At 59.4% G+C, this 20,559-nt stretch carries 22 protein-coding genes and 2 tRNA genes; 13 read left to right on the top strand and 11 right to left on the bottom strand.

The features are described 5' to 3' along the window. The first annotated feature begins 168 nt into the window (after positions 1–168). The 5 genes from petA (at position 169) to B1781_RS01265 (ending at position 3,942) form a co-directional block, all read left to right on the top strand. Complete coding sequence (petA, locus tag B1781_RS01245; RefSeq protein ID WP_078117943.1) at positions 169–771, top strand: ubiquinol-cytochrome c reductase iron-sulfur subunit; 603 nt, start codon at positions 169–171, stop codon at positions 769–771. Next, a complete protein-coding gene (locus B1781_RS01250; protein ID WP_078117944.1) occupies positions 768–1,988 on the top strand; it encodes a cytochrome b in 1,221 nt (406 codons plus the stop codon). The genes petA and B1781_RS01250 overlap by 4 nt, the downstream gene beginning before the upstream one ends. Continuing rightward, complete coding sequence (locus B1781_RS01255; RefSeq protein ID WP_078117945.1) at positions 1,985–2,797, top strand: cytochrome c1; 813 nt, start codon at positions 1,985–1,987, stop codon at positions 2,795–2,797. Before B1781_RS01250 ends, B1781_RS01255 begins: the two co-directional genes overlap by 4 nt. A 111-nt stretch (positions 2,798–2,908) precedes the next feature. After that, positions 2,909–3,535 (top strand): glutathione S-transferase N-terminal domain-containing protein, encoded by a 627-nt coding sequence (locus tag B1781_RS01260; protein ID WP_078117946.1) that lies wholly within the window; start codon positions 2,909–2,911, stop codon positions 3,533–3,535. 17 nt (positions 3,536–3,552) lie between these two features. Beyond that, positions 3,553–3,942: a ClpXP protease specificity-enhancing factor gene (locus B1781_RS01265; RefSeq protein WP_078117947.1), complete on the top strand. Its 390-nt coding sequence runs from the start codon at positions 3,553–3,555 to the stop codon at positions 3,940–3,942. Between the two features lie 6 nt (positions 3,943–3,948). On the opposite strand, the gene B1781_RS01270 is transcribed toward B1781_RS01265, so the two are convergent. Further along, positions 3,949–4,341, bottom strand: a complete 393-nt coding sequence (locus B1781_RS01270) for a DUF3301 domain-containing protein (protein WP_078121865.1) — start codon at positions 4,339–4,341, stop codon at positions 3,949–3,951. Positions 4,342–4,408: 67 nt separating this feature from the next. Next, on the bottom strand, positions 4,409–5,887 hold the full coding sequence (locus tag B1781_RS01275) for a lipopolysaccharide biosynthesis protein (protein WP_078117948.1): 1,479 nt from the start codon (positions 5,885–5,887) through the stop codon (positions 4,409–4,411). A gap of 345 nt (positions 5,888–6,232) precedes the next feature. Here B1781_RS01275 and B1781_RS01280 point away from each other — a divergent pair, with 345 nt between their 5' ends. After that, on the top strand, positions 6,233–7,159 hold the full coding sequence (locus B1781_RS01280) for a glycosyltransferase family 2 protein (RefSeq protein WP_078117949.1): 927 nt from the start codon (positions 6,233–6,235) through the stop codon (positions 7,157–7,159). On the opposite strand, the gene B1781_RS01285 is transcribed toward B1781_RS01280, so the two are convergent. From B1781_RS01285 to thiS, 6 genes are all read right to left on the bottom strand, one after another. Further along, a complete protein-coding gene (locus tag B1781_RS01285; protein ID WP_078117950.1) occupies positions 7,156–8,337 on the bottom strand; it encodes a glycosyltransferase family 4 protein in 1,182 nt (393 codons plus the stop codon). The two genes, B1781_RS01280 and B1781_RS01285, sit on opposite strands and share 4 nt — an antisense overlap. Positions 8,338–8,382: 45 nt before the next feature. Continuing rightward, positions 8,383–9,183 carry an ABC transporter permease gene (locus tag B1781_RS01290; protein WP_078117951.1) on the bottom strand — a complete coding sequence of 267 codons (801 nt, stop codon included), beginning with the start codon at positions 9,181–9,183 and terminating at the stop codon, positions 8,383–8,385. Then, positions 9,173–9,775 (bottom strand): ABC transporter ATP-binding protein, encoded by a 603-nt coding sequence (locus B1781_RS01295; RefSeq protein WP_078117952.1) that lies wholly within the window; start codon positions 9,773–9,775, stop codon positions 9,173–9,175. The genes B1781_RS01290 and B1781_RS01295 overlap by 11 nt, the downstream gene beginning before the upstream one ends. Continuing rightward, complete coding sequence (trmB, locus tag B1781_RS01300) at positions 9,772–10,467, bottom strand: tRNA (guanosine(46)-N7)-methyltransferase TrmB (protein WP_334223841.1); 696 nt, start codon at positions 10,465–10,467, stop codon at positions 9,772–9,774. Before trmB ends, B1781_RS01295 begins: the two co-directional genes overlap by 4 nt. An 88-nt stretch (positions 10,468–10,555) precedes the next feature. Continuing rightward, positions 10,556–11,350 (bottom strand): thiazole synthase, encoded by a 795-nt coding sequence (locus B1781_RS01305; RefSeq protein WP_078117953.1) that lies wholly within the window; start codon positions 11,348–11,350, stop codon positions 10,556–10,558. Positions 11,351–11,410: 60 nt separating this feature from the next. Beyond that, entirely contained in the window at positions 11,411–11,611 is a 201-nt protein-coding gene (thiS, locus tag B1781_RS01310) for a sulfur carrier protein ThiS (RefSeq protein WP_078117954.1), read from the bottom strand. A 123-nt stretch (positions 11,612–11,734) separates the two neighbouring features. Here thiS and B1781_RS01315 point away from each other — a divergent pair, with 123 nt between their 5' ends. Further along, positions 11,735–13,567 carry an AMP-dependent synthetase/ligase gene (locus B1781_RS01315; protein WP_078117955.1) on the top strand — a complete coding sequence of 611 codons (1,833 nt, stop codon included), beginning with the start codon at positions 11,735–11,737 and terminating at the stop codon, positions 13,565–13,567. Positions 13,568–13,645: 78 nt separating this feature from the next. Continuing rightward, positions 13,646–13,719, top strand: a tRNA-Gly gene (locus B1781_RS01320). A 102-nt stretch (positions 13,720–13,821) separates the two neighbouring features. Here the strand turns inward: B1781_RS01320 and B1781_RS01325 are convergent. Further along, entirely contained in the window at positions 13,822–14,427 is a 606-nt protein-coding gene (locus B1781_RS01325; protein WP_164513200.1) for an SCO family protein, read from the bottom strand. A gap of 87 nt (positions 14,428–14,514) precedes the next feature. Here B1781_RS01325 and B1781_RS23055 point away from each other — a divergent pair, with 87 nt between their 5' ends. The 4 genes from B1781_RS23055 (at position 14,515) to B1781_RS01345 (ending at position 16,324) form a co-directional block, all read left to right on the top strand. Then, positions 14,515–14,829, top strand: coding sequence for a DUF2007 domain-containing protein (locus B1781_RS23055; RefSeq protein WP_164513201.1), 315 nt, complete (start codon positions 14,515–14,517; stop codon positions 14,827–14,829). Then, complete coding sequence (gene mutY / locus B1781_RS01335; RefSeq protein ID WP_078117958.1) at positions 14,826–15,872, top strand: A/G-specific adenine glycosylase; 1,047 nt, start codon at positions 14,826–14,828, stop codon at positions 15,870–15,872. The genes B1781_RS23055 and mutY overlap by 4 nt, the downstream gene beginning before the upstream one ends. A 21-nt stretch (positions 15,873–15,893) precedes the next feature. After that, on the top strand, positions 15,894–16,160 hold the full coding sequence (locus tag B1781_RS01340) for an oxidative damage protection protein (RefSeq protein WP_078117959.1): 267 nt from the start codon (positions 15,894–15,896) through the stop codon (positions 16,158–16,160). 88 nt (positions 16,161–16,248) lie between these two features. After that, a tRNA-Phe gene (locus B1781_RS01345) sits at positions 16,249–16,324 on the top strand. Between the two features lie 587 nt (positions 16,325–16,911). Here B1781_RS01345 and B1781_RS22695 read toward each other — a convergent pair. After that, entirely contained in the window at positions 16,912–17,166 is a 255-nt protein-coding gene (locus tag B1781_RS22695; protein ID WP_164513202.1) for a hypothetical protein, read from the bottom strand. Between the two features lie 218 nt (positions 17,167–17,384). On the opposite strand from B1781_RS22695, the gene B1781_RS01350 reads away from it, so the two are divergent. After that, positions 17,385–18,626: an O-antigen ligase family protein gene (locus tag B1781_RS01350; RefSeq protein ID WP_078117960.1), complete on the top strand. Its 1,242-nt coding sequence runs from the start codon at positions 17,385–17,387 to the stop codon at positions 18,624–18,626. A 253-nt stretch (positions 18,627–18,879) separates the two neighbouring features. Here B1781_RS01350 and B1781_RS01355 read toward each other — a convergent pair whose 3' ends face one another. Then, positions 18,880–20,343 carry a polysaccharide pyruvyl transferase family protein gene (locus tag B1781_RS01355; protein ID WP_125931814.1) on the bottom strand — a complete coding sequence of 488 codons (1,464 nt, stop codon included), beginning with the start codon at positions 20,341–20,343 and terminating at the stop codon, positions 18,880–18,882. Positions 20,344–20,559: the final 216 nt, after the last annotated feature.

Here is a 20,559-nt window from a genome sequence, read left to right on the forward strand (position 1 = left end):
GCGGCGAATAAAGGCGTCAGACACCCTTTGGAGATACCCCTTCCTTGACCGGGGAAAGCCCATGTTGGAGAATCCGCGGTCGTTTGGGGAAATTCAGCATATTCTTAAATCGATCCGAAAGCGGTTGCGCGTATTTCCCCGCAATTTCGGGTCTGTGGGAGTCAATCCATGAGTTCAGAAGGCGTAGACCTCAAGAAACGCCGTTTCCTGACCGCCACCACTGCGGTTGTCGGGGCGGTGGGTGCCGGTTTTGCTGCCGTGCCGTTTATCATGTCCTGGAATCCATCCGAGCGCGCCAAGGCCCTTGGTGCACCGGAAGAGGTGGATATCAGCAAGCTCGAGCCGGGCGCAAAAATCAACGTCAAATGGCGCGGCAAGGTGTGTTGGGTGGTCAATCGTACAGAGAGCATGCTGAACGACCTGCCCTCACTGAACGACAGACTCGCTGACCCGAATTCCGAAGTGCCGCAGCAACCTGAGTACTGCAAGAACGATACGCGTTCGATCAAACCGCAGTACGCCGTGCTGATCGGTATCTGCACCCATCTGGGCTGTTCGCCGACCTATCGTCCCGATCTGGCCCCTGCCGACCTGGGCGCCGATTGGAAAGGTGGCTTCTTCTGCCCCTGCCACGGTTCGAAGTTCGACCTGGCCGGACGCGTCTACAAGAGTGTTCCGGCGCCGACCAACCTCGAAGTCCCGCCACATCACTACCTGTCTGACGATCTGATTATGATCGGGATCGACGCTTCTGAGGGAGGTGCCGCATGAGCTTCATGAACTGGATCGATGAGCGCTTCCCGGCCACCAAGGTCTGGAATGAGCATCTCGCGCAATACTACGCGCCGAAGAACTTCAACTTCTGGTACTTCTTCGGCTCGCTCGCCATGCTGGTGCTGGTCAACCAGATCGTTACCGGTGTGTGGCTGGCGATGCTGTACAAGCCTTCCGCTGCCGAAGCCTTCGCCTCGGTCGAATACATCATGCGTGATGTCGACTACGGCTGGTTGATTCGCTACATGCACTCGACGGGTGCTTCGGCATTCTTCCTGGTGATCTACCTGCACATGTTCCGTGGGCTGATCTACGGCTCGTACCGCAAACCGCGCGAACTGCTGTGGATCATCGGTGTGATCATCTACCTGGTCATGATGGCCACCGCCTTCATGGGTTACCTGTTGCCGTGGGGCCAGATGTCGTACTGGGGTGCGCAGGTTATCGTCAACCTGTTCGCTGCGGTGCCATTCGGCATTGGTGAGCCGCTGTCGATCTGGATTCGTGGTGACTACGTCATCTCCGATGCCACCTTGAACCGCTTCTTCGCACTGCACTTCCTGCTGCCGTTTATCCTGGCTGCGCTCGTGTTCGTGCATATCGTCGCGCTGCACAAGGTGGGTTCGAACAACCCCGACGGTATCGAGATCAAGAAGAACAAGGATGAGAATGGCATCCCGCTTGATGGCATCCAGTTCCACCCGTACTACTCGGTCAAGGATATCGTCGGCGTCGGGGTGTTCCTGATCTTCTTCTGTGCGGTGATCTTCTTCTGGCCGGACTTCGGTGGCCTGTTCCTCGAGCCGCCGAACTTCGAGCCGGCCAACCCGCTGAAGACGCCGGAGCACATTGCACCCGTGTGGTACTTCACACCGTTCTACGCGATGTTGCGTGCGGTACCGCCGATGTTCAATTCGCAGTTCCCGGGCGTCATTGTGATGTTCGCCGCGATTCTGATCATGTTCTTCCTGCCCTGGCTCGACCGTAGCCCGGTCAAGTCGATCCGCTACAAGGGCATTCTGTTCAAGATTGCGATCGCCGTGTTCGTCGTCTCGTTCGTCGTCCTGGCATGGCTGGGTATGCAGCCGTCGACCGACTTGCTGACGTTGCTGGCGCAGATATTCACCGCGCTGTATTTCGCGTTCTTCCTGCTGATGCCTATCTACAGCAAGTTGGACAAGACCAAGCCGGTGCCGGAGAGGGTAACCAAATGAAAAAGCTGATCGCTGTTTTGACTCTGGCTTTGGCGCCGCTGTCGGCACTGGCCGCTGGTGGCGCGGTTCATCTTGAGCAGGCCAATATCGATCTGAACAACCACGCTGCTATCCAACGTGGTGCCAAGCTGTTCACCAACTACTGCATGGGTTGTCACTCGGCCAAGTATGTCCGTTACCAGTTGTTCAAAGAGGTCGGACTGAGCGAGGACGACATCAAGGACAACCTGATCTTCGCCGATAGCAAGGTTGGTGATCTGATGACCATCGCCATGCCGGAGAACGATGCCGGCAAATGGTTCGGCGCCCCGGCACCTGATCTGGCGTTGACGGCACGTATCAAGCACGGTGGTGCCGACTGGATCTATACCTACCTGAAGAGCTTCTACATCGATTCGTCACGTCCGATGGGCGTCAACAACACGGTGTTCCCGAATGTGGGCATGCCGCACGTGTTGTGGGATCTCCAGGGTATTCAAAAGCCCATCTACAAGTACCACGTCATGCATGACGGCCACGCCGTCGAGTCGTTCGATACCGAGGCCGCCGCCAAGTCGATGGCCGACGAGAAGGGCGAGGGCTACCGCATGGAACGCGTTGTCGAAAAGCTGGAAATGGTGCAGGCGGGCAGCCTGACTCCTGCCGAGTACGATCAGGTGGCGCGTGATCTCGCGACCTTCCTGGCGTACATCTCGGAGCCGATGAAGCTCGAGCGTCAGCGGATGGGTGTTTGGGTCATCCTGTTCCTGGTGGTCTTCAGTGTCATCGCCTACCTGATGAAAAAGGAGTGGTGGAAAGACGTCCACTGACCGCCACCGGCCGGTCCGTAAAGAAAGGCGCATAGTCTGATATACTATGCGCCTTTTTTAGTGTCCGGCGGATCACCCATCGGCCGGTAACGATCTGGAGATGAAACATTGATGACCGCAGTCGCCGCTCGCCGATCCGTGATGACCCTGTTTTCAGATCCCCAGAGTCTGTACAGCCATCGGGTCCGGATGGTTTTGGCCGAAAAGAACGTTACCTGCGACATCGTCGACGTCGATCCGCTCAATCTGCCGGAAGACGTCATGGACCTGAATCCCTACGGTACGGTGCCGACGCTGGTCGATCGCGACCTGGCCCTGTACGACTCGCGCATCATCTGCGAATACCTGGACGAGCGTTTCCCGCACCCGCCGTTGCTGCCGGTCGATCCGGTGTCGCGCGCCAGCGCGCGTCTGTACATGTTCCGCGTTGAGAATGACTGGTACGGCCTGGTCGACCAGATCCTGGGCGGCGGCAAGGCGGCCACCAAGGCGCGCAAGGAACTGCGTGAAGGTCTTACCGCGGCAGCCCCTGTGCTGGCCCACAAGCCGTTTTTCATGAGTGACGAGTTCACCCTTGTGGATGCCAGTATCGCGCCGTTGTTGTGGCGCCTGCCGGCGCTGGGCGTCGAACTGACGGGCACCGCGGCCAAGCAGGTCAACACCTATGCCGGTGGTCTCTTCACGCGCAACGGCTTCATCGCCAGCCTGACCGAGGAAGAGCGCGAGATGCGCCGCTAGTTGTTGGTGCAGTTTCTATGACATCCAATCGTCCGTATCTGATTCGTGCACTGTACGAGTGGTTGGTCGATAACGAATTAACGCCCTATTTGCTGGTCGATGCCGACCGTGACTCGGTGCATGTACCGACGCGCTACGTCGAGGAAGGTCGGATCGTGCTCAATGTGAGCCCCAATGCGGTTCGCGATCTGACTTTGGGCAACGACCTGATCGCCTTCGAGGCGCGCTTCGGCGGAAAGGCGTTCGCGATATCCCTGCCGCCGGAGGCGGTACTGGGCGTGTATGCACGTGAGAACGGCAAAGGCATGTTGTTTCCGGAAGAGACGGACGACTCGCCGGAACCACCGAAGCCCACGACACCTCCGAACAGCGGCGGTGGGCGGCCCACCCTGAAGGTGGTCAAGTAGCCGGGCTCAGCGCTCTTTGCGGCGAAACGGAATCACCTTTCTCTCGCCGTCGGGTTGTGCCGCCGGCGTTTCTGTTTCCACCTCCGCTTCACCTTCGATGATATGCGGCAGGCCGTCGTCGATGCTCTCGAGCTGTGTGCCGAGCATCAATACGTAGCCGACGCGCCGGCCAACACCTTCAAGACTGAATTCGAAGCGGAACATGCGGCGGATGCGCAGGCCTTTGTCCGACCAGCGGATACCCATGCGCACCAACGACACGGTCTCGTCGAGAAACTGCAATCCACGGTTCTGACAGTAACGGCGCGCCAGGGTCGTGGCGAACTCCCGCGCTCGCGCGCCATCGAGCCAGACCAATACCAGGCCGCCTACCAGCAGAAGTGCAAACAGATTCGTCATCGTCGAAGTGCGCAAAAACGTCGGCTCGACCCTACCCGCAAACCAGCTGCCGATGCAATCGGGGTTTTCAGGATCGTTTGCGCAGGCCGCCGACGATGTGCAGCGCACGCGCCTCGAAGCCATCCGGTTTGCCGGCCGCCAGCCACAGCGCCAGATGGAGCGATCCGTAGGTGAGGGCACCGATAACGATCAATGCCGCAACGCTGGCGATGTCGGAACCCAGGCCGCTGCCGGGTGGCGGCAATACCTGCATTGAACCCCAGAGAGCAGCAACCATGCCGGCAACGGCCAACACAGAGCGCCACGAAGCGGCCAGCAGTGCGATCGGGTTGACGCCGGTGTGCCGGCGCAACATATCCAGATTCACAGCGAGTTCGAGGTGGGCGACGACGAGCCACGCGACCAGCAGGCCCTCGAACCCCCCCAATCTGATGCCGATCCACAATCCAGGTATCACATACGCCAGCTTCAACAGCTCGCGGCGGAACAGCGGCTTGGTGTGTCCCTTCGATATCAGCACCGTGTCGCCCATACTGGAGATCGCCGACAGCGCGCCGACCACCGCGACGAAGCGCATCACGTCGATCGCCCCCAGCCATTGATCGCCCAGCAGCAACGGCACCAAGCGGTCCGCCAGCATAACGATCCCCAGACCGATCGGCAGCGCCAAGCCGACGATGCTCGTCATGGCGTAGCGGAACGCTTTGCGGTGATTACCTTCGTCGCCTGACAAGTGGGCGAGCGCGGGTAGCAGGGCGCGCCGGATCGGCGTCAGCACTTCGTGCGTCGCCATGTTGGCGATCTCTGACCCCACGTGCAGCACGCCTACCTTGGCCGCCGGCAGGTAGGCGCCGACGAGGAAGAGTTGCGCCCTGCCGAGCACGGCGGTCACCAGCTGCCCACCCATCAGCCACCCCGAGAAATTGATCAACCGTCGAAATGAAGCCAGTGAGAAGCGGGGGCGTTCACGTGCGAAGCGATAGGTCATGGCGACGCTCGCCAGCGTCGCTGCAATATTGCCGACGATCAGCGTCCAGTATTCGCGATAGATCAGGGTCAGTGTGATCGTTACGAAGAATCCCGCGAGCTTGGTCGTTACCTGCAGAACGAACTCTCGCCGCAGATCCATGGCCTTCTCGAACATGATGAAGCGTGGATTGCGCAGACCGTCGATGACAGGGATCAGCGCCACCAGCAACATGACGCCGACCAGGCGCATGTCGTCCATCAGCGCGGCATAGGGATATGCCCCGAGCAACAAAATCAGCGCGATACCGCCACCGCGGATGGCGTTCATCGACCAGGCGGTGTCGAAGTCTGCATCGCTCGTATCGCGCAGCGAGATCAAGGCCTGCTCGAAGCGCAAGTCGCTCAGGGTCTGGATGACGAAGTAGAATGCCGAAGCCAGGGCGACGATACCGAAGTCATCCGGCGTCAGCAGTCGCGCCAGGATCAGCGTGCTGATCAGGCCGATCGATCGCACCACCAGGCGGCTTCCGGCGAGCCAGAGGCTGCTGTGGGCGACGCGCTGCGATAGAGACGGCACGCTCAGTCAAAAGCCTCGTATTGGACGGTATTTCGCTTGGCGGCGGAATGGCGATGCATCGCTGCGTAAGCCGGCCGGTGCCGAATACCGCGTTCGAGAGGTGTTGCAGGCGAAGCAGGACATAACGCGGGCATCTTACTATCGCGCTCACGCCCGCGGAACGATCTCAGCGCAGATGGCTGTTTCTGCACGCCGGGGAGTACAAGTGTCGCGAGCGGCATGGCGGGTTCTGCTGGCGATCCGTAGCGACGAGAAAGTGCTGAATAGTGCCCGACCTTGCCGGGGAGCAGCGCCTGTTACATGCTCCGGCTCATTGGGCGTTGGCCCTTGACTGACTGAAACGACATGCCGGCCCGATTGACCCTCAGCCTCATCACCCCAGTTTTCAATACCCCGCCGGACTATCTGGCGGCTGTGGCGCAGTCGCTACCCGCCGCCGTCGGGCGGCACAGCTACGAATGGATCATCGTGGACGATGGCAGTACCGATGGGCCAACGTGTGCGATGTTGGGTGAGCTCGCAACACAGCCCGAGGTCCGGTTGTTAACGAATACCAAGACCAAGGGTGCGGCGGGTGCTCGCAATACCGGAGCCGACGTGTCGCAGGCTCCCTACCTGGTGTTCGTCGATGCCGACGACCTGTTGCAGTCGGGCGGGATTGAATCGTTGCTTGATGCGATCACCAACAATCCGCAGCTGCGTTGCGTGGTGGCCGACTTCGAGCAGTTCGAAGACGCGCCGGGTGACGTTGACGTTGCTCCCGAGCTGTTGGCCGACAGCGAGTGCGTGCCGGTGCATGAACCGGATATCGCGCGCCGATTGATCTTCGAAACACTGTTCAACCAAGGCTCTTACGTGGTCGAGCGCAGTCTGTTTTTCGATCTCGGGGGGTTCGATGAGCGCTTCCGCATCGGTGAGGATTGGTTGTTGTGGATGCGGCTTGCAGTGCGCAAAGAGATCTACTATTGCCGGCGTCTGGTAATGTGGCAGAGGCGCGGTCATGCGTCGGTTATGTCGGGTAGTCTAAGCGCCACGCAGGCGGTCGTTGCGCCGTACCTCGCTGCACGAAGGGACACGCAATTTGTCGATCTGAAGAAACCGCTGCGTTGGCGCATCAGCAAACTGTACGGCCTGCTCGCACAGCGCAACGCAGATGGCGGAAGCTATTGGAACAGCGTGCGATTCGCCATGTTGGCGGCGCTGTGGTCGGTCAATGATCTCGGGCAGTGGTGGAATGTCGTCCGCGTAGCCGCCGGGCAGGCGCCTCGCTAGCGTTGCTTTCTCGTCCAGAATGCTTCGTAGCTGCTGTACGCGCTTCCCCAGGTAAAGGTTGTGGCCACGCGTCGTTTCATCAGGTTGATCTGGCGTCCTGTCTCGGTAGGGTTGAACAGCGCATCGTCGATAGCCTGGGCGAGGGCATCCGGATTCTCGCTTTCGGCAAGATAGGGGTAGTAGCTGCCCAGAACCTCGGGTATGCCGCCAACCCGCGTTGCGACGATCGGCGTCTCCAGGTATCCGGCCTCGAGCAGCGTGATGCCGAAAGGCTCTTCGCGCGATGGCTGCACCAGCAACCGGGCATTGCGAATCGCCGCCAGCGTTCTGCCGTGGTCGAGATCGAGAATGAAGAACACGTGGTGGTGTAGGCCCAGTTGCCGGACTGTGCTGCGCAGCGTCTTGAGGTGCGGCGTGTTGCGGCCGATAAGTACCAGCGCCGACTTGAGTCCTTCACGCAGCAGTTGGGTGTAGGCATGCAGCAGCACGTCCTGGCCTTTCTTGTGCTCGAATGTGCCGACGCTCAGCAGGTAGTTGTCGAATTCGCCGATGTTGGGTTGGTAGTCGACGTGTCTGCTGTTGTCCAGCTCTTCGATATCGATGCCGTTGTGAATCGTTACCACCCGGCGTTCGTCGATCTTCAGGGTGTTGCGCGCGCGCCGGGCGAGATCGTCGGAACAGCAGATAACGCGATGCCCCTGACGCAACATCCAGCGCAGCATCGCCATGCCGCCGGGCCCTAGTGCGCGCAGCTCGGTAAGATCGGCGCCGTGCAGCGAGTACAGCAGGCGCAGTTTCAGCGGCGTGAACGCCCGCAGCATGGCGAACACAAAGTAATGCAGGCCGACATAGTGCATGCTGATGATGCGCACGTTGTTTTCGGAGATGAACTTGCGCCATTCGGCAAGTTGTCGGCGCATGCTGAAGGCGAAGCCCGCCAGGTTGCGCATCGGGTTCTCCGGGGCGAGCGGTTGGCGAAGACGGCCGGAGATCAGGGTGATTCCCTCGTAGTCGCCCTCTACGAAGCGTTCGTGCGACCAGTCGGCGCAGAAGATGATGGGGCGCAATCTGTGGCGCCGCGCGGCCTCGCGCGCAAGATTCAGTACCACCTGATTAACGCCGCCTGCGGCGGACAGTTCCCAAGGCAATACAAACAGAATGCTGGGTCGGCGTTTCATATGGCTACCTTTCAGCGGCTGCTGCCGACTGCACGCAGCGATCTATCAGGTCAGTCGATCTCGTCGTAAGCGGCTACGGGCGTCGAACATGCGTCGCGAAGCAAGCAATACCGCTGCCATGCTGCCGAGGCCGGTGCCGGCGGCAATCAAGAACAAAATCAACAACTGGTACTTGGCTGCTTCCATTGGCGGACTGCCGGCGAGGATCTGGCCGGTCATCATCCCTGGCAGGCTGACGATACCAGCCGTGCTCATGGAGTTCACGATTGGGATCAAGCCGGCGCGAAGTGCGTCACGCTGTATGTCTCCGATCGCCTGGACTGCGGTTTGCCCAAGTGCCAAGCGTGCTTCGATTTGATGGCGTTTGTCGAGCGTCTGCCGGGTCAGGTTGTCTAGGGCAACCGCAATACCGTTCATCGTGTTGCCGAGCAGCATGCCCAGTAGCGGGATCGCATATTGCGGCGTGTACCACGGGGTCGGCTGCAACAGCACGACCAGCGCGAGTATCGCGATCGAGAACGACGACAGAAACATCGACAAGGCGCCGGTGCCGTAGCCCCACACGCCGCGTAGCCGATGTTTCTGTCGCGCCATGACTTCGTAGCCGGCGACAGCCAGCATAACGAACGCGAGCAGGGCGACCAGCCCGGGGTGTGCGGCGCTGAACAGCGTCTTCAGCACCAGCCCGAGCAACAGTAGCTGAACGGTGCTGCGGGCGCCGGCGATCAGCATGCGCCGCCCGATGCCCAGGCGCAGCTGCCACGACAGTATCGCCAGCAATACCATCAAGCCGGCAGCCAGGCTCAGATCCCATGGCGACAGCAGAATCAGGCCGCTAGGCGACATCGCCTTGCCTCAAAACGCCTTGTTCGATGTGCATCACGCGATCTGCGATGCGCGCTCGTTGCGCTGGATCGTGGCTGACCCACAAGACGCAGCCATCGGTGCTTTTGCACCAAGTGTCGACCAGCTGCTCTACCCGTGCGGTATTCGATTGATCGAGGTTTGCGGTCGCTTCATCAAGCAGCAACACGCTGGGACCGTGCGCCAGGGCGCGGGCGATCGCCAGGCGTTGGCGTTCGCCGCTCGAAAGGCGCTGTACGTCCCAGTCGAGCACTTCGTCTGTAAAGCCGAGCGCCTGCAATACACCGCTGTCCCAGTGCTCTGCGTGGTCACGTACCAGTTCGTGCCACCATGCGCTTTCTGCCGCCACGTACATGACCTGTCGACGCCATTCGGGTGCGCGCATATCGCTGCGTGCCTGGTCGTTCAACCACAGTTCGCCCGCGGCCTCGTCGAGATCGGCGATGGCGCGCAACAGCAAAGTCTTGCCTGCGCCCGACGGGCCATGCACGGCAACGCATTCGCCACTGCCAATGTTGAGCTCGCCGGCGTTCACCCCGTTGCCCGCCAGATTCTTGATACGCAGTGTGCTCACCGGCGACGGGTGAAGATCAGATCCCACACGCCGTGGCCGAGGCGATGGCCGCGCTGTTCGAACTTGGTCAGCGGGCGATCATCCGGCCGCGGTGTGTAGTTGCCGGGGCCGGCGCGATTTTCGAACCGCTGCGCATCGCTGCTGAGCACGTCCATCATGTGTTCCGCGTAGTGTTCCCAATCGGTGGCCGCATGGAAGAAGCCGCCAGGTTTCAAAGCGCGCGCGATCTTGTCGAGGAAGGAACGCTGCAGGATGCGGCGCTTGTGATGGCGCTTTTTGTGCCAGGGGTCGGGAAAGAACAGGTACACGCCCGAGAGGCTGGCGGCGGGGATCATGTGGTCGAGCACCTCGATGGCATCGTGCCTTGCCACGCGCACATTGGTGCACCCGGATTCCTCGAGTTTCAGCAGCAGGTGGCCAACCCCCGGGCCATGCACCTCGATGCCGAGATAGTTGCGTTCGGGATGGCGTCTCGCCATGTCCGCCAGGCTCTCGCCGTTGCCGAAGCCGATCTCGACGAACACCGGGTTGTCGTTGCCGAACAGCTCGGCGAAATCAAGCGGCATCTGCGCGTACTCGACGCCCCATGTCGGCCAAAGGGTATCGAATGCCCGCTGCTGGCCGGGTGTGAGTCGCCCTTCGCGGAGCACAAAGCTACGAATAGGACGATGTGGTCGTTGCTGTTCAGACATGCTGATGTGCTTGGCGGCGCTGCTTGGCTGGGGTAATGCATCCGGGCGAAAGGTCATTTCGCCCCGTTGCCGCATCGCAGGCTGCGCGTCAGTCGAAAAACAGGCCGTCGACAGGCGAGGACGCCGACGCATAGCGCCGCGCCGGCATACGACCGGCCAGATAGGCTTCGCGCCCTGCCTCGATTGCCTTGCGCATTGCGCTTGCCATCAATACCGGTTTGTTGGCGGCGGCGATGGCCGTGTTCATCAGCACGCCGTCACATCCCAGTTCCATTGCGACGGCCGCGTCGGAGGCGGTACCCACGCCTGCATCGACCAGGACCGGTACCGATGCATTCTCAACAATGGTGCGGATGTTCAGCTTGTTGCGGATGCCCAGGCCGGAGCCGATCGGCGCGGCCAGCGGCATGACGGCCGCGCATCCCATCTCTTCGAGCTGGCGCGCGATGATTGGGTCGTCATTGGTGTACACCATGATGCGGAAGCCGTCCTTGATCAGAATCTCCGCCGCTTTCATTGTCGCGACGACGTCAGGAAACAAAGTCTTCTCGTCGCCCAATACTTCGAGCTTGACCAGGTCGTGACCATCAAGCAGTTCGCGCGCCAAGCGGCAGGTGCGCACGGCCGTGTCGACGTCGTAACAGCCTGCGGTATTCGGCAACAGGGTGTACTTGTCTGGCGGCAACACGTCGAGGATGTTGGGTTCGTCGCTGTTCTGGCCGATATTCGTCCGGCGCACCGCGATGGTGATGATTTCGGCACCGCTCGCCTCGATGGCGGCGCGCGTTTCGTCCATGTCCTTGTATTTGCCGGTGCCTACGAGCAGGCGCGAGTTAAAGGTGCGGTCGGCGATGACCAACTGGTCAGCATTCGTTTCAGACATCGCTTTTTCTCGGTTGAAGATGGTGATGAGGTGTTGCTTTGCGGTGACGCGGCAGGCCGATCAGCCTCCGCCGATCGCTTGCACGACCTCTACGCGGTCGTCGGCATGCAGGGGGTGCGAGGTATGCTGACTCCGCGGGATGAGCTCCTCGTTGATCTCGACGGCATAGCGTTTATTACACAGATCAAGCGTGGCCAGCAAGTCGGCCAAGGTACTGTCGGAAGTCACCTCGCGTGGTTCACCGTTCAGCAGGATATGCATGGCAACATCTTTTCAAATATATGAAACTAGACGCGATTTTACACTAAACTCAACAAGCGAATTCACCCTTGTCGCTGTTGATCCGGGATATCACTTCTAATTACAACAACATGGAGGCCCTGGGTGGCGAATCTGCACGAAAACCTTATCTCGCTCGAAGAGGCCGTCACACTTGACGGCCTTTTTGCGACGCGCGTTAAGCGAACGCCGGACCGGACCGCGTATCGCTACTTCGATAAGGCCGCCAAATCGTGGCAATCCTATACCTGGGCGGAAATGGCGCGCGAGGTGGCGCGTTGGCAGGCGGCGATCGCCGCCGAGCATGTGCCGCGCGGGGGGCGCGTGGCGATCCAGTTGCGCAACTGCGCCCAGTGGGTGATGTTCGACCAGGCCGCGATGAGCCTGGGCTTGGTCAATGTGCCTTTGTACACCGACGATCGGCCAGACAACATCGCTTACATTCTCAAAGAAGCCGACGTGCACGTGCTGCTGGTGCAGGATGCCGGGCGGTGGCGCCGGCTGGCTGAGGTGGTCGGCACTGAAGGGCCGCTCAAGCGTATCCTGATTCTCGACGACAGCGATGTCGCGCGAAAACTAGCCGCACAAGACGATCGTATCCGCATCGTGGCTGACTGGTTGCCGGCGCAGGCGGGTGAACTGCAACGTCGCACCGGACTCGACAGCAAGGCCCTGGCATCGATCGTTTATACGTCGGGTACGACCGGCCGACCCAAAGGCGTGATGCTCAGTCACAGCAACATGATGTCGGTTGCGCATGGTGCCTTGACCCTGTTCGATTGCTACCAGGAAGACGTTTTTCTCTCTTTCCTGCCGCTGTCGCACACGCTGGAGCGCACGGTCGGCTACTACCTGCCGGTGATGACCGGTTCGAGCGTCGCCTATGCGCGTTCGGTCGCTCAATTGGCAGATGATCTGATGACGATTAAGCCGTCGGTGCTGATTGCGGTGCCGCGCATTTTCGAACGGGTCCATGGCCGCATAGCGGATCAGATGGAAGAGCGCGGCGGCAGCGCAAAGAAACTGTTCAACCTGGCGGTATCTATCGGTTGGAAACGTTTTCTGCATGCACAGGGCCGCGGTCGCTGGCCGGTCGGCAGCATGCTTTGGCCGCTGCTCGATCGCCTGGTGGCCAGCAAGGTAATCTCGCGCCTCGGCGGAAACATCCGTGTTGCCGTGAGTGGTGGGGCGCCGTTGAACGAAGAGATTGCGCGGGTGTTCATCGGTCTTGGACTGCCGCTGGTGCAGGGTTACGGTCTGACCGAGACGGCGCCGATCGTCAGTGCCAACCCGCTGGAGAAAAATATTCCTAACAGCGTCGGGATACCGATTCGCGGCGTCAAGGTGAAGATCGGTGCGAATGATGAACTGCTCGTGAAAGGGCCCGGCGTGATGCTGGGTTACTGGAACAATCATGCCGCGACGGCCCAGGCTATCGATCCCGATGGGTGGCTGCGCACCGGTGACCAGGCGCGTATCGACGACAGCGGCCATATTTACATAACGGGCCGAATAAAGGACATATTAGTGCTGTCGAACGGCGAGAAGATCCCGCCCGGCGACATGGAGTCGGCGATCGCGCTCGATCCCCTGTTCGAGCAGGTTATGGTCGTCGGTGAAGGTAAGCCCTACCTGGCGGCGCTAGTGGTGCTCGACGGCGATCATTGGCCAGGATTTGCGCAGCAGCAAGGTGTCGATCCGATGAGTCCGTCCAGCCTGACCGACAGTCGGGTACAGCACGCTGCGGCGCGTCGGGTGAAAGCGGCACTCAAAGACTTTCCCGGTTATGCCAAGATCCGGCAGGTCCACCTGTCGCTCGACCCCTGGACGGTCGACGATGGGCTGATGACCCCGACACTCAAGGTCAAGCGGCAACAGGTCTTGCAGCGGTTTGCTGGTGAGGTCGATGCTATGTATCGCGGTGGTCCGGCGCACTGAAGAATGCCGGTTTGACGCCATCGGATTGTCAGTCGATCGTGAATCGGGGCCGCTCCAGCGGCTATAATTCGACACCAAGCGGCCATCGTATATCGGTATTACCCTGGCTTCCCAAGCCAGAGAGGCGGGTTCGATTCCCGCTGGCCGCTCCATCTTCCTTTGCCTTTCTCAGCGAATAGGCAACGGAATTCGGGTTCGCCACGTTCGTCGCGTTGCATGGGTGGCCCCATGAGAGCCTGTTGTGGGCTTGCCCTCTACTCGGCCACCGCATCGCGCAATGCGCCCGCGATTTCCTCCGGGTCCTCAGAGTGGTGTACCAGCTCGCGGATAATGCCGTTCTTGCCGACGACATAGACGATCGACGAATGGTCCATGGTGTAACCCATCTCGGAATCGTCCAGTTTGACCTTCTCGAAGATGACGAAATGCTTCTGCGCGACCTGGGTGATTTCTTCCAGGGTGCCCGTCAGGCCGATGAAGCTGGGATCGAAGTAGCGGGCGTATTCGCCGACTCTCGCTGCGTCATCGCGTTCCGGGTCGATCGTGATGAAGAGGGGCTGTACCTGGGCGCGCTGCTCGTCGGTGAGTTGTTTGAGCCCGGCCGCTATGCCGCTGAGTGACGTAATGCACACATCGGGGCAATGGGTGAATCCGAAGTAGATCGGTACGATCTTGCCTTTGAAATCGTGCAGGCTGACGGGGCCTTTGTCCGAGGTCAGCGTGAAGTCACCGCCCAGGTCCGGGTACCCCGTTGTTTCCTGCTTGGCGGGTTTGCCTTGCATGCCGGCCCACAGGCCGATGCCGATGCTGACGGCGGCCAAAACGGCGATAAGGAGTATCTGCTTGACGTTGTTCTTCACCTGATCCTGCCTATGTTGCTGGAGGGTTGTACCGCATCGGTGCGATCGCGCATGATTGTCAGCCCAACCCAGCGTGTCAAATTGCCGATGCTGAAGTTTTACGAAGCGCGTGACAGTCTCGAAGCCCGACAACTGATCGATGCGCTTTCGGCCCATCGCATCGAGGCGACGGTACTCGGAGAATATCTCAGCGGCGCCGCGGGCGAATTGTCAGCTCTCAATTTCCCCTGGGTTTGGCTGATCAACAACGACGACCTGCCGATCGCGCAATCCGTGCTCGACGGGTTTCTGGCCGCGCGTGGCGCGCTGCCGAAACCCGGGCCTTGGGTCTGCCCGGGCTGCGGCGCGCAGGTCGATGCCGGCTTCGAGATCTGCTGGCAGTGCGGCGCCGATCGCAAGTGACCGCTGACTTCTCGCAGCTGGTGCTTGCATGGTTCGATGAGCATGGGCGTAAGACCCTGCCATGGCAGCAAAATATTTCACCGTATCGCGTCTGGGTGTCTGAGATCATGCTGCAGCAGACGCAGGTCGCGACGGTCATACCGTATTTCGAGCGCTTCATGGCGCGATTCCCTGGCGTTGGCGATCTTGCCGCCGCGCCGATCGACGACGTGCTTCATCATTGGTCCGGCCTGGGTTACTACGCCCGCGCGCGCAACCTCCATCGCGCCGCGAAGCTGGTCTGTGGCCGCTTTGATGGGGAGTTTCCGCGTGATATTGAGGCGATGCAGGAACTACCCGGGGTCGGGCGGTCGACGGCGGGGGCCATCCTGTCACTGGCATGCGGGCAGCGGCAGACCATACTCGATGGCAACGTGAAGCGCGTGTTGGCGCGATTTCATGGCGTAGATGGCTGGCCGGGTACAGCACCGGTCCTGAATCAGCTGTGGGGACTGGCAGAACGCTACACACCGGCTGAGCGAGTAGCTAACTACAACCAGGCAATGATGGATCTCGGCGCGACCCTGTGCACCCGCAGCAAGCCGGCCTGTGATCGTTGCCCGGTGGGCCAACACTGTGTTGCACGACGGGCCGGTGAGCAGCATCGATTTCCGGGTAAAAAGCCGAAGAAGGCGCTGCCAGCGAAGTCCACACAGATGCTGCTTGTGCGCGACCCGGCGGGGTCGATCCTGCTGGAGCGTCGTCCGCCTGCCGGCATCTGGGGCGGCCTGTGGTGCCTGCCGGAGATCGAGCAGGGAAGCGATCCGCTCAGCTGGTGCGCAAGCAGTGTCGGCCAGCAGGCCAGTATCGGCCGGCGCCTGCCGACAAGGCGGCATACCTTCAGCCACTTTCACCTGGATATCGCACCGGTCGAAATCCTGCTGAAACAGCCGGGTTGCGCCGTGTTGGAGCCGGGAAGCCGGCTTTGGTATAACCCGCGTCAGCCTGAAAACATCGGCTTGGCGGCACCCGTTGCGCGCCTGCTCGATGAGATCAGTAATTGAACGCAGTTTCGGAGATGTCAGATGGGTGAATTGGTGAATTGTGTCCGCCTCAAACGTGAAGCCGAGGGGTTGGATCGTCAGCCTTATCCGGGCGAACTGGGAAAACGCATTCTCGAGAATGTCTCCAAAGAGGCCTGGCAGGAATGGCTGCGCCACCAGACCATGTTGATCAACGAGTATCGCCTGAGCCCGGTCGACCCCAAGGCACGTACCTTTCTTGAAGAACAGATGGAAAAGTTCTTCTTCGGTGAGGGCTCCGAGGCGCCACCGGATTTCAAGCCAGAATAAGCGGTTGCGGGGCGGGTACTTGACTCATCTGGTCTTCGCCGCTTTAATACCGCCTCTTTCGCGCCACCTCCGGCGTATCCGACCTAATGCCCAGGTAGCTCAGTCGGTAGAGCAGGGGATTGAAAATCCCCGTGTCGGCAGTTCGATTCTGTCCCTGGGCACCATTCTCCCTTTTCCGTGCCACTAGCGACTTCATCTCCTCTGTAGGTCTACCCGCGGGGCTAGGATTTACCGGCTGTCGTTGAGGCTTTCGCTCTGGCATTGAGCCTATTATGCGGTTGGTCCGCATTCCGATTGTCATGCTCGATCGGACTTGCGGTTCAAGCAGGTCCTGAGAAAACTTCCGAAATGGTTTTTGGGATGGATTTTTCTCTTGCCTTTCGGTCGTGGCAGAGGTGAAAAGCACTGCGCCACCTCGTTTCGCCTTTCGGGACCTGTTGTCCAGTGTCTGCGCCCCGTTTGGATTCTGCTCGAATGACTCACGCGAAATGGTTGTCTCGTCGGCGTGATCGACTGTATCGCCCGGGCAAACCAAGCCCACACTTGGGCCTTCAATCAGGTCAACCCCAACGCTGCGCCTGTTCGGAAAGATTGCTCCATATCGCTCCGTTTTCGCTATACGGGCCGATTCAATTCGGGCGCCTTTCGGAATCGAGGCCGCTGCACAAGAGCTACCGCTGTCGCTCCGTTGTCCCCAACTCGCTTGTTGAAGATTTGATGTTTCGACACCATCACCAACATACCTCTAGGCTCATAGATAGGCCGCAGAAAGCCCGGCGAACACTTCTTGAAGTAAGATGGCGTGATGGTCTTGATCAAGCCCGCCCGTAAACGGCAATAGCCATCCTTTTTGGGCGGCATGTAAATGCCAAGGCATGTGATTTTTGTGAGAATGGATTCGCAATCCAATGGCACCAAAACAACCGGTATTTCCGTGCTCGTTCATTTCCTGCTGAATCGCCCGTGTATCGCCATCGCAACCGATGAGTTCAAAGTTGGTCGGCAAATCCAGTGCTGTATTTTTGCTCGTAGCTTTAAGGGCCGCGAGCAATTGCCTGAAAGCTTGGCCCCGTTCCGCTTACCGCGCACCAATCTCTCCGCTGGTAATTCTTGCCTTGCAGGCAGTTCTTCAAAGTCTGTTCTGGATGGGCTCTCAACAACGATTGAACATGGCAGCCGACGTGTGTGCTCGCCTGCCCGAGCAACTGATCCCAAGCAATCATCATGGCGTTGACGAACCCGGCAAACAATGTGAGCGCTGGTGCTCGCGGCTTACCGGCAACGAGGCCCTATCTCTGGTATGCCTTGATCCCCGCTCTGATGCTCTTTGTGCATGCGCTTGAGTTGGACGAACTCTACCGAGCGTTTGTGTACGGCAACGTCTTTGTGGTTGCTTGGATAGCCTATCGGTTGCACCGTCGAGACGGTGGCTTTCCGACCGGCGTTGCTGCTGCGTTGTTGCTGCCGGCTGCGCTACTGACCGTGCTATACATCACGTCCGGTCATGAGATAGCTGGGAAGGAGATCCGGCACCTGGTTGCGTTCACCTTTGTCGCAATTGGCTGTCTTTTGTTGCCGATGTCGACGAAGCATCTATCGAACGATCAGCACCGGGTTCAGCTGTTGGTGGTCGCGCTGGTCATCGCCTACGCAGTCATTCAGATCGCCGCGATATTCATTTTTGAAGGCAAATACGGAACGACGAAGAACCCGCACTATCTCGCACACTACGCCTTGTTGTTGCTAGTGATCGCGCCTCTGTTGTACCGCGGACTGCCTCCTTATTTGAAGGTGGCGTTGTCATTGGCTGTAGTGTTGTTGGGTGTCGCCCTGCTGCATTCCTTTTCACGTCCCGCCTGGTTGTCTTTCTTGCTGACTGGGCTGCTCTATGTGTGGCTGATGCGCGGCCGCATTTCGTGGAGATGGCCGGTAGCCATCGTATTTCTTCTCGGTGCTATCTACCTCTACGATATCGGAGGCGTAGGCAAGCGCGTCGACGATCTCCTTGGCAAGATTACGGCAGAAGAGCGGGTGACTATCTGGCGCGATGCCTGGAATATGCAGTCAACGAGCACTGCCAGACAGTGGGTGGTCGGGCACGGCATCGATAGTTTCGAAGAAGATTTCAAGGCGTATTCCGACTATCACCATCAAGGAATCGATTTCAATGCGCCACACAATATGCCGCTTGAGCTTCTCTATACCGTTGGAATCGTCGGCCTGGTTCTTGTTGCGGCCACGATCGCCTACGTCTATCTGCTGTTGTTCCGGGCATTCAAGCAACTCGACCGATCCCCTTTTGCCGCTACACTGATCGCGGTGCTAACAGCGAATCTGCTCTTCATATCGATTACGGTCAGTTTCTTCAGTAGCCATCATCTGCTGGTGTTCAGCTTGATTGCTGGGCTTGCAGTAGCGTTTGCGAGAGAGAAGCATCGCGTGCGTACCGACTTGGCGGGAACATAGCCTGCATTCGCCGACACTAGTCGACGCGAAATTTGATTGGCAAAAAATTGCGGAGTGACTCCCTGCACAGGTCGTCGTCATCCGAAGCAGTCGCAAGCTGGCTTTTACCGGCTTATGTATACATCCCTCGCGCGAGGTCGTTCCTACTTTCGGGCGGTTGCTCATCGTTGTGGGTTCATTGTCAGTTTGGCGCTTTCTGTCCGACCTGAAGCTGCTCACCCATGACTGCTCAATCATCAGCTCATGAGCTTCATCAGCTGGCCTTAGCGGTGACTTCCGGGGTTAGGGCCAGTCTCAGAAAGTCCATCGATCGACGCCGTTGGCGGTCCAGTTCATCGTTGATCCGGTTCCAATCCGGCTCTGCCAGGAAACTCTGAATATCGATGTCCTCCAACGACGACAGCAGTCGATCTTCCAGGCCGAACATTCGCAATAGCGATTCGAAGCGCGACATGCCACGGATGCTGTTACCGATCGCAATGAATCGCTTGTTGAACAGTATGGAAAACACAACGCCGTGGAACGAGTCGGTCACGACGAAGTCTGCATCGAGAAATCCACGTACCCATTCTTCGATCGGCGGCGCCACTCGCTCGTCCAATGGCAGTGTTGCATCCGCCGATGGCTTACTCACACGGTAGGCAGGCCTATCCAGCGCTTCAATGGCCGACCTTGCGATCCGCCCCTTTGCTCCGGTCTCGTCAAGTAGATAGATCAAGACCCCACTGAAGGTACGTTGCTGCATATCGTCCGGTAGCAGTTCAAGATATCGATGCGGCTCCAGCAGGAGGGTTGGATCGACTACGTGATCGGCGTCCACGCCAAATCGCTCCCGACACATTGCAACGCCGTCGTCTTCGCGAACGGAGACGGCGTGAAACTGCCGCAGCAGATTGCCACAGTGGCTTGTTTCCTCGTCCGTGTAGTCCCAATCAGACGTGCCGAACGACGCAGCATAGGCAACCCGTCGCGTTCTGTGATCGTCGGTTGCAAGAAAGCCTAGAAAGTAATCGTCGTGGTTGAGCAGGATGTAGTCGCGCCGCCAGACCTGATCGCTACCCACAACGATGGCATCGAACTGGTAGTCGCCGATTTTATCTGCCAGTGTTTCGCTCGTCAGAAATGCTTCCGTCTGCGGCTGGATGTGCTGAGCGATAAAACGCGCATGGTGTTGCATGATCGCCGGCCTGACTTCGAGATCGTACATATTCCATCGGATCTCACGAAATCGTCCGATCAAATGTTTCTTCAGCCATCTCTTGGTCGCACGAATCGCTCGCTCTCGCGAAGTCGGTATGCGCGTCTCGCGGTTGAGGAACCAGGCGTCGTGTCCCAAATCTTTAAGCGCGCGCAGCAAGGCGAATGCCTGCAAGCTTCCGCCGTAGTTGACGTATAACGCTAAAGTCAGCACTGCAACTCTCATCGACTCTTTTCGCCTTCGCTGGCAAGCGGCAAGCCTGGGGAACATCTCAATGGACCGGGGTGCCTCTTGCGTGCTTTGAGGCGCGTCATTGCCACGTGCAACGCATGCGGCGCAGCGGCTTGTGGGTTTGTTGATGTCATCATCGTCACCGAAAAAACAGCTCGTCGACGTCGCGGGTGGAACTGGCAAGGATATCCGGGTCAGTTTACGGGAAGCGAGCAGCGCGAGAAACGGGCGCGCATCGTAGCGAACTTCCGTTGCCGACGATGAGCTGTCGAGCCCATTGTGGGGCAATGACCCCGCGGTCGCAGGAACGACTCGGGCACGATTGGGTCGGAGCGGTTGCGCTATCGGGCAACGGCCGGATCACGGGCGGCGTGCACGGTTGTTTGCTTTCGTTGAGCGCAAACCGTCAACTTGGTTTTTGGCCGACGTCGTCACCGGTTGTGGTGCTCTTGCGGAGCTCGGCTTGCTCAAGTTATGTGATCGAATTGGCATTTGTGATTCGCG

The organism is Thiosocius teredinicola (genome assembly GCF_002009425.1).
Taxonomy (GTDB): Bacteria; Pseudomonadota; Gammaproteobacteria; order Chromatiales; family Chromatiaceae; genus Thiosocius; species Thiosocius teredinicola.